Below are 9,611 nucleotides of genomic sequence, written 5' to 3' on the forward strand. Positions count from 1 at the left end.
AAAATCCTGATATATTTTATTACCTTCTGGAGTTCGTTTACCATCATACGAAAAACAATTTTTAAAACGATTAAGAATATTGCAAATAAACAATACTCTCTCAGCAACATGAGAAACAAAAGGATATGCGCGAATCGGTTCAAAGGCATTATCTGCAAAGAATAACGAGTCATATCGTCGCCGTACTCTATCTTCTAATTGAATCCATGATCTGATTGGTGGTTCTATTAAAGTTAACATTGATTGCAATGTATCTACTTCCCAATAGTTTTCTACATTGGCAATTTGTGTAATATTTGAGTCGTTAATCCATGTAATAGATATAGGTGTAATTAACCAATTAGATGGTGCTAAACTAACTAATTTTCTGTCAATATCATGCAGCATACACCATGCTGCTTCACCAATAGCATTATTAGTCACAATAATATCATTATATGATAAATAATCGTCTTCACTATGTTGTCGTATATCTTCTAAAAATGGCCCATTACGATCCATCCATGAAGTAATCGCAATTTTTTGATCTCTGTTTAATAATGACAATATTTGCTGTAACTTTTCAGTGCGAGTTATTTGCAAGTTTTGCAAACCATACCGTTGACAATAAACTTCACGGCCAAATTTTCTAGCACATACACGCAATTGCATTAATTGCTTTATAGCATTTTTAAATGAGGCAATATCGTGAAACTGACCATGCAGCGATAATTCGTTAAATAGAAGCTCCATTATTCTCTCCCCAATCAGCGAAATAATTTATATCTTTATCAAATTGATCAAAAAAACCTTCAGGCCAAAAATTAATATTACCTTGGCTGTCAAGTATTGGGCTTTCAACTTGAGATTTATTTTCATTACGCATACGAAAAAAATGAATCATAACTTGTTCTGGTTTTAATTTGCCAGTTTTCACATAACGTCTAACGCCATTAAGTATATGATCACTATGTGTTTCAACAATTACTTGCAGACCAGCTTGTGCCATTTCAGCAAGAAATTGACCCATGAGAGCTTGACCGGCTGGATGTAAATGTACCTCGGGGTTTTCAATTAATAAAATATCTTCAGGCTGTGATGATAATGCTGCTACTACAATAGGCAAAATTTGAGTTAGACCAAAACCAATATTAATCGGGCGATGAAATTCAGTATCATCGCTAGTTCGTAAACCTAAGCTAACTGCATTGGCGCCGATAATTGGTTGAATATCTAAACGACAACCAGGAAAAAACATGCGCATTCTAGTTTCAACTTGTGCTTGTAGTTGCGGTTTAGTCTCGTTAGGCAAAATTAAACTAGCAGCAACTTTATAATCACGACACCCGTGTAAAACTCCTGCAGTATTTTCACCTCTAGGTCCAACGATATGAGTAACATTTGGATCAAAAAGCGGATAAATCTCGCGCGGCCCAACACGCTCTGCTGTTAAATAAGTTAAATTGCGTATTCTATTGGCTAACGATTGCGAAATTTCATTTTTATCATGAGGAAATAAATAATGTACTTTGTCGAGTTGGTTATCAATATTTTCATCAATAGCGACACTTTGCATAACCAAAGACATATCGCGGCGTTCTTTAGCTTTAAAACACCAATGAACATTAATTGTCTTATCACATATGCCAAGCTCAAAACTGTCGCGACCATGTATTTGATCAACAACATCAGTTACAGTACCTAATTGTAATGATTTACCATTTAGTAATAAATGATTTGACCACTCATGCTCGCTCATCGTTTGGTGCAAAAGAACTAAAGCTTGCAATACTGTTGATTTACCAGAGGCATTAGCACCTGATAATATGGTTAAAGCCCCCATCGGTAGTTTAAGATTTTCAAAACATTTAAAATGATGCAAATCAAGACGTGTGATCACCAAGCACCCCCTTCATTAACTCTTGGATAACGTTAAAACGATGGCGTACACATTTAGTACTACTAGGACCATATGTAATAGATTCAATAAAATCTTTATCGTCTAATAATGCATAAAAACCCTCTTTTATTTTTACTGAATTATCTTTAACTTGCTCGCTTGCATAATCAGCCAAACCTACAGTCATTACATCCCATAACGAAGCATTAATTATACCCCGATTTTTTTGATCTGGTTTATGTTTTCGAAAAGCCTGCTCATTGAAAAGCAAAAGATTGTTCTCTAAAGTTTGACGAAATTTTTGAGATAAATTAACCAACTCGCTATCATCAAGCTTGTTCATTTTTTTTAAACCAAGCGCCAACCAATCATCCATACCATTTTTATACTGCTCAAGATCTAGCAAATAAAATGAACAAAAACGATTGACAAACTCTCGATCATTCATTTTTTGGGTATTCAAACTACCGCCGGTTGCCTTTTTAAAAAGTTCTGTATTGGCTTCTTCTTTTAAAAATCGTGTAGCCTTGCCATTATATAAACTATTGCGCATTTGTTGCCGTGTTAACGGCTTACCACTATTAACTCGATCAAAAATATCAAGGCGAGCACGTTCGGGTACTTTAGAGTCAATTAAATATATTGTGAGATTACAGTCTTCAATACGATTTTTTAATTTTGGCGGTAAATCTTTAAAATATTTGCCGTTTAAATCCTTATTGTCATTAAGATTTAATTGAAGATTGTTATCTAAAAAATAACGAAAGGTTGATAGGCGTTGCAAGCCATCAACTACAATAATATGGCCTTGGTCATCTTCGGCCAGATAAAAAACTGGCAACGGTATGCGCATTAAAACTGATTCAATTAGTTTGCTTTGCGTTTTTTTATCCCAGATAAAATCACGTTGAAAATCTGGGTCTAATATATAAACTTTGTCACGTATACGCCGTATAACATCAAAAACAGTTCGTACTTCAGTACGAATAAGCAAAGTATCAATGGGATAATCCCAACCATTTTCATCTTGTTGAGTATCTAAACCTTCAATGGCTTCATCATTTTTATTATCAAGTGAATCATTTAATAATTCGGTCATGGTATTCTCAACTTGATTTTAAGTGTTATCTGCTAATAATTCAGCAACCGTATTAACCACAAACGCGCGTTCCCAATACTTGGTTAACAAGTCAGCATCGTGGCAGGCTAAAATTTGTTTCTCAATATCGTCACTAATTGCAATATTACGGCGTTTAAGCACATCGATAATAGCGCGCGCTTGGCCCCGAGCTTCGCCTTCTTTAATTCCCTCAGCTTTTCCTTCAATTTTACCTTCAGCCTTACCCTCAGCTAAAGCATGTTCTCTGCTTATATTGATGCGATCGATTATAAATCGCTTTACTACTTGATGCCACAGCGCAAAAGCTTCTTTGTCGTCTTTATCTTCAGGGGGCGCGGGTAGGTCGTTTAAATCTATGTTTTCGCTGATATCTGGCAGTTCATCTAAAGCATCAGCACCAAAATAAGACGATAGTTTTTCAATGCAGGCAACGCGAGCTCTTTTAGCTAAATCACAAACCCGCGCACGCATATCTTCAAGTTCATCACGGGTTACATCATAACTCATCACATAACGAGCTTCGACATAAGCTCGTTTAAGTAGCTTAAATATATGTTCATCATGGGCTTCGCTGCGGGCTAAGGCAGGCTGTAATAACTGATGATGTTTTTCGGCGTGACCAGCTAATATACTTAAATTATGGGTTTTGTGTTTATAGCCTTCAAAGACCAAAGTTATAGTATGAAAATAACGCTCGGCGGCTTGATGCAGCAAAAACGCTCCCAGGCGCCTTTGTGAAAATGGTAGATAATGCGCAATCGTCCACAGCGAGGTGGCGCTAGCAAACCAAGTTTTAAAATAGCGTTGTATTAATTCAAAATGTTCTTTTGGGGTAGTCGCCTTAGGTTTTGCTAGCTTTACTTGACGTGAGTCATAAAGCACTATGCCATCACGCACGATATCAACGAAAAAAAACTGCCCGGCGCGTATTTGGTAATTTAGTTCAGCAATGTCATGGCGAATAAGTGATACTATAGTAGAGCCAGCAATTTCTTGTGCTTTATTTTCAAGCTCATTAAAAACTTTGTGGTCAGCGGCGTCTTTATTAGTATGCGTAACTACAAGCAAATCAAAATCAGAGCGATAGCCGGTTTTTAAATCATTAACAAAATCACCGCGGGCATAGCTGCCAAATAGCATTAACATTTGCACGAGCGGACAGTCGGCAAAAAGTTGGGTAATAACGGCAAGCTGCTGCTGAGTCTCAAGGCTAAGCTTAGTTAACGTAGCTGTTTCATAAATAATTGGCTTGCTTTTGCTCATAGTTGCTAATGACTTGTGACTTATTACTATTTGCTTTGCAACACTTGTGAGATTGGCAGAAGGCAAAATAGGGTCAAAATAGCAAAAACGTTAAAGCTGATAAAATAATAAATACTATATATTGCAATAAGTTAATAGCGTCTGGTGCTGGGAGTTAGCGGACATAGCTAATCGCTAATTAACCAGCATACAGGCATTTTAGACCACTGATTGCTTGACTTGCTAATGCCCACAAGCGATACAAGCGACGGTATTTTTACTGGTTAAACACTAAACTTAAAATGCCAATAGCTTTAACCGGCATTTTCATTTTTCCCGTGGAGTTGTGGATGGTAAATCCCAGGTTTCAGCGGGTCCTCCTTAAACTCTCGGGGGAAGCGCTACAGGGTGATAAGGGCTATGGTATCAGCCCGCCAGTTATTGATGCTTTAGCTACAGAAATCAGTGAAGTGCATGCCTTAGGAGTGCACGTTGCCATAGTCATTGGCGGCGGCAATATCTTTCGTGGAGTAGCTGCGAGTGCCCAAGGTATGGATCGTGCCGCTGCCGACTACATGGGTATGCTAGCTACGGTTATTAACGCACTGGCGCTGCAAGATGCGATGGAGAGCAAAGGTGTACCCACACGCGTGCAAACTGCTATTGATATGAGTGAATTAGCCGAACCTTATATTAGACGCCGTGCTATTCGCCATCTTGAAAAAGGTCGCGCTGTTATCTTAGCTGCCGGTACTGGCAACCCCTATTTCACCACTGATACAGCGGCCGCCCTGCGCGCCATGGAGTTACACGCAGATGTTTTATTAAAAGCTACCAAAGTTGATGGAATATATGACGCTGATCCAATGGTTCACCCTGAGGCCAAACGTTTTGATTGCTTAACTTATAGTGAAGTACTTAGTCGCGAGTTACAGGTAATGGACGGTACAGCTTTTACCCTTTGTCGTGATAATAACTTACCAATTTTAGTTTTTAAACTCGCTGAGCATGGCAATATTCGTCGTGCTGTTCTTGGTGAAGTTGTCGGATCGCTGGTTGGCGAGCTTAATAAGCAGCCGTCAACTTAACTGGAGGATTAAAAAATGAGTATGGTTGATGATGTGTTTGCCGATCTCAAAGGGCAAAACCAAGAGACGTTAAATGCGTTAAAGAACCAGCTCGGCAAGTTACGCACTGGTCGTGCTAATGTTGCCATTCTCGATGATGTACGTGTTGATTACTATGGAGTACCCACACCACTTAATCAATGTGCTAGTGTACATGTTGCTGACGCACGTTTGATTGTAGTTAAGCCTTACGAAAAAAAAATTATCGGTGATATCGAAAAGGCGATTATGACTGCTGATGTTGGCATCACCCCACAAAGTGATGGTGAAGTTATTCGCCTTCCAATCCCCGGTTTAACCGAAGAACGTCGGCGTGAGTTAGTAAAACAAGCCAAACATCGCGGCGAAGAAGCTAAAATCGCCTTACGTAATCATCGCCGTGATGCTAACGAATTATTAAAAGAACTCGAAAAAGAAAAAGAAATTTCACAAGACGACCTCAAACGTAATCTTGAAAATGTGCAAGAAATCCTTGATCAAGACGTAACTAAGGTTGATCAAATAATAACCACAAAAGAAAAAGAAATTCTTGAAATCTAACTTGCAAAAATCCATCACGTCATTCCCGCGCAAGCGAGAATCTAGTATAGTTTATTTAAAACACGTTTAAAAAATGAGCATTCTACCTGCTGGCACTAATAAACCTCGTCATATCGCTATCATTATGGATGGTAATGGCCGATGGGCAGTTGAAAAGGGGCTGAACCGTCTTGAAGGCCATATACGCGGCGCTCAAGTAGTACGCGAAATTAGCACTTTCGCTCGCGAACTAAATATTCCCTATCTCACGCTTTATTCGTTTTCGGTACAAAACTGGAATCGCCCGGCTGCAGAGGTCACCGGCCTGATGCAGCTATTACATGATTATTGTATGCAAGAAGGCGAAACACTGATGCGGCATAATATTCGCCTCAATACCATTGGTGGGCTTGATCGTTTGCCAGAAGCTACTCGTATTGCCATTAGCAATTTAATCGATCAAACTGCTGGTAATCGTGCCATGACCCTTACTTTAGCGCTTGATTATGGCGGTCGCGAAGAAATTATTGCCGCCATGCGCCGCTTGGCTGTCGATGTTAAAACAAAACGTTTAAGCCCAGAGGCTATCGATGAGTCTGCAATTAACTCTCGTCTTGACACAGCGTTATTGCCAGACCCCGATTTAGTTATTCGCACCTCTGGCGAGCAACGCGTTTCAAATTTTTTACTTTGGCAAATTGCTTACGCTGAGTTTCATTTTACCAAAACACGCTGGCCTGATTTTACTAAAGATGATTTGCTAAAAGCCATTGATGATTATAGTCATCGCGAACGCCGTTTTGGCGGCTTAGAATCAACTTCAGCTACCGCTGCAACCCTGCATGATTCTGATGATGCTTTTGTTTTAGGCGATTTGCCATTAACTGACGATGACGACCTCGATAAAGGGCCACGACCTTGCTAAAACTGCGTGTCATTGCTGCTCTTTGTTTCACCCCACCGTTTTTATTTTTGGTTTGGTATGGGGGCCTGCCACTACGTATTGGTTGTGCTGTCGTTGCAACTATAATGCTCTGGGAATTTTATCGTCTTACTTTGGGTAAAGGTTTATTAGTATTAAAAAGTGCGGGCTTTATCTTAGCAATGGCTTTTGCGATTATAGCCATGGATTTATTACCCTTAAAAGGCATAATATTCGGTGCTCCTTTAGCTTTCATGCTGCTGTTTTTTGTTACTCTTTTGCGCCCCGATCCGATCAATGAAATTATCACCAGTGCTAGCTTAGTATTATTTGGCGCCTTTTATGCGGGTGGCCTTCTGCCTTATCTTGTAAGATTACGCGATCTACCTAATGGTTTAGCCCTCGCGCTAATGGCGCTTTTTTGCACTTGGGGTTCTGATACGGCAGCTTATTTTTCAGGCCGTGCCTTTGGCAAACACAAACTGTATCCCAAAATTTCACCGAAAAAAAGTGTTGAAGGGCTCATTGGGGGAGTTGCTGCAGCTATTGCAGTTGCGTTTTTAGTAGCAGCACTACCAAAAATTTTACCCTCAAGTTGGCATAGCACCCTGCATCTAAATAGTTTATTTAATACGCAGCTTAACAATTTGTACTTAATATTAATTGGATTTATCGCTGCCATTGTTGGACTAATTGGTGATTTTTGCGAATCATTGCTAAAACGTAGTGTTGGTGCCAAAGATTCAAGTGAATTAATTCCGGGTCACGGTGGTATACTTGACCGTTTTGATGCGGTTATGTTTGTTGCACCGGCTCTTTATTTGTTTGCTATAGCTTTTGGTTTGCAAAAGGGGGGTTAATTTTTTAATTTACCTTAAGTATAAACAAAACGGTTAAACATGTACGTATTGCAAAATCTTCATTGGGTCATTCTTTTAATTGGCGCACTGGTGTTCTTTCATGAGCTTGGCCATTTTATTGTTGCCAAAATCTTAAAAGTAAAAGTGCTTAAATTTTCGTTGGGTTTTGGCCCGCGAATTTTAGGTTTTAAGCGTGGCGAAACTGAATATGTTATTAGTTTATTACCATTAGGTGGCTTTGTAAAAATGTTAGGCGAAACCCCAGGAGCTGAAGTCGCCCCTGAAGAGGTTACACGCTCATTTGCCGCAAAACCCTGGTGGCAAAGGGCTTTAATCGTTGTTGCCGGCCCTACTTTTAATTTTATTTTAGCATTCGTGGTTTACTGTTTTATGTTCACCGGCACGCAAACCTTTGGTTCAACCAAGCTTGGTATTGTTATGCAAGGTGATCCCGCCTTTGTTGCAGGTTTGCGTCCTGGTGATACTATCACTGCTATCAATGATGAGGTAGTTGAAAGGTTTGAACAACTGCGCGAATTAATAGGAAATCAACCAGATAAAAAATTAAAAATTACTTTTATTCGCAACGGCATTTCTTCACAAGTTGAGCTTACTACCCAAGCTCACCAAGAAAAAAATATATTTGGTGAAACTGAGACAACTGGTCGCATTGGTATTTCACCGCAATATGTAAAACCCTTGCTTGGTGTAGTTGATAATAAAAGTCCTGCGGCTATTGCTGGATTGAAAACCGGTGATCTGGTTACTAAAGTAGCGGGCAAAGCAATTGAAACCTTTTATGAACTTCAACAAGCCATTTTAGCTACGGCATCAGAACAATCTATAGAATTAACGATTAAACGTAGCGATAAAGAATTACAACTAAGCCTAATGCCACAACCTACTCCTGAAGCATTGACCGCATATAAAGCAGGTACTGCTGATACTTCATGGGGATATACTGGTATAGTTTCACAAGATGTAATAGTCACACGCGTTGATGAAGAAACACCCGCGGCGAAATTGGGCCTTAAACCTGGTGATCGTTTGCTTGAACTTAGAGCTGATAAAGAAGATGAACAAAGTACGGTTCGCCAAATTGGGGTTTGGAATGTTGATTTAGCAGCGTTTCAAGGTAGCGATGCTCGTCAAAAATTCTTGCTAACTTATCAACGTGATCGTCAAGTAATCACTGCGCCCTTAACTTTGGCTGAACATACTGATCAAGACGAGTTAAAAAATAAACGTACACAATATATTTTTGGTGCCTATAACGCCAATGATTTGCTAGGCTTTTATACTATTGATCGCTTCATCATGCCGCACACCGCAATACTTGAAGCCTTAAAACAAGTCGTTCAAGACACTACACTGATTGGCAAAGGTATTACCAAAATGATTAGCGGCAGTCTTTCTATCGATACTCTGGGTGGTCCCATTATGCTTTTTGTTATTGCTGAAAAAAGTGCCAAACAAGGCATCGATGCTTTTATGAGAGTGTTAGCGGTTATTAGTGTGAATTTAGGCGTGCTGAATTTATTACCGATACCAGTGCTTGACGGTGGTCACTTGCTTTTCTTTGGTATTGAAGCTGTACGACGTCGCCCAGTGCCCTTGCATACGCGTGAACTTGCCAACATGATTGGTTTAATTATTTTAGTGTTACTCATGGTGGTAGTACTTAAAAATGATTTTCTCAGGTATGTGTTAGGGTAATAGCTAATTATTATTGCCTGAATTAGTGATATTATTGGTTTAGCAATATATATAACAAAACGCCTGTTGCTCAACTATCTTCTTGTTTTTACGTTCTAACAGTCACTTTATTTTCGTTTGGCAAAATTTTAATTAAAAATGGGTGCAAGATCAAAAATTGCTTTTCTTGAGAGAATGATAGAGACGATTTCGAATAAGCTCTCACTTAAAATTCCCTATTCCCTAT

General features: G+C 39.2%; 9 protein-coding genes. 5 read left to right on the forward strand and 4 right to left on the reverse strand.

Features of this window, described 5'->3' with window-relative positions; all coding sequences use genetic code 11:
* From JW841_07960 to JW841_07975, 4 genes are all read right to left on the reverse strand, one after another.
* Window positions 1-732: hypothetical protein (locus tag JW841_07960; GenBank protein MBN1960866.1), on the reverse strand; the 732-nt coding region annotated here is incomplete at its 3' end.
* The gene (locus JW841_07965) at window positions 716-1,879 is read right to left on the reverse strand and encodes a DUF3696 domain-containing protein (GenBank protein ID MBN1960867.1); all 1,164 of its coding nucleotides are present in this window, start codon (window positions 1,877-1,879) and stop codon (window positions 716-718) included. The genes JW841_07960 and JW841_07965, both read right to left, overlap by 17 nt.
* The gene (locus JW841_07970; protein MBN1960868.1) at window positions 1,863-2,978 is read right to left on the reverse strand and encodes a DUF262 domain-containing protein; all 1,116 of its coding nucleotides are present in this window, start codon (window positions 2,976-2,978) and stop codon (window positions 1,863-1,865) included. The genes JW841_07965 and JW841_07970 overlap by 17 nt, the downstream gene beginning before the upstream one ends.
* Before the next feature lie 18 nt (window positions 2,979-2,996).
* A complete protein-coding gene (locus JW841_07975) occupies window positions 2,997-4,262 on the reverse strand; it encodes a HEPN domain-containing protein (protein MBN1960869.1) in 1,266 nt (421 codons plus the stop codon).
* Window positions 4,263-4,591: 329 nt separating this feature from the next.
* Here JW841_07975 and JW841_07980 point away from each other — a divergent pair, with 329 nt between their 5' ends.
* The 5 genes from JW841_07980 (at window position 4,592) to rseP (ending at window position 9,385) form a co-directional block, all read left to right on the forward strand.
* On the forward strand, window positions 4,592-5,329 hold the full coding sequence (locus tag JW841_07980) for a UMP kinase (protein ID MBN1960870.1): 738 nt from the start codon (window positions 4,592-4,594) through the stop codon (window positions 5,327-5,329).
* Window positions 5,330-5,350: 21 nt separating this feature from the next.
* A complete protein-coding gene (gene frr, locus JW841_07985) occupies window positions 5,351-5,908 on the forward strand; it encodes a ribosome recycling factor (protein ID MBN1960871.1) in 558 nt (185 codons plus the stop codon).
* Window positions 5,909-5,981: 73 nt separating this feature from the next.
* A complete protein-coding gene (locus JW841_07990) occupies window positions 5,982-6,812 on the forward strand; it encodes an isoprenyl transferase (GenBank protein MBN1960872.1) in 831 nt (276 codons plus the stop codon).
* Window positions 6,806-7,669 (forward strand): phosphatidate cytidylyltransferase, encoded by an 864-nt coding sequence (locus tag JW841_07995; protein ID MBN1960873.1) that lies wholly within the window; start codon window positions 6,806-6,808, stop codon window positions 7,667-7,669. The genes JW841_07990 and JW841_07995 overlap by 7 nt, the downstream gene beginning before the upstream one ends.
* Before the next feature lie 39 nt (window positions 7,670-7,708).
* Window positions 7,709-9,385, forward strand: a complete 1,677-nt coding sequence (rseP, locus tag JW841_08000; GenBank protein ID MBN1960874.1) for an RIP metalloprotease RseP — start codon at window positions 7,709-7,711, stop codon at window positions 9,383-9,385.
* The last annotated feature ends 226 nt before the right edge of the window (window positions 9,386-9,611 follow it).

It is taken from the genome of Deltaproteobacteria bacterium, from assembly GCA_016931625.1.
In the GTDB taxonomy this organism is placed as follows: domain Bacteria; phylum Myxococcota; class XYA12-FULL-58-9; order XYA12-FULL-58-9; family JAFGEK01; genus JAFGEK01.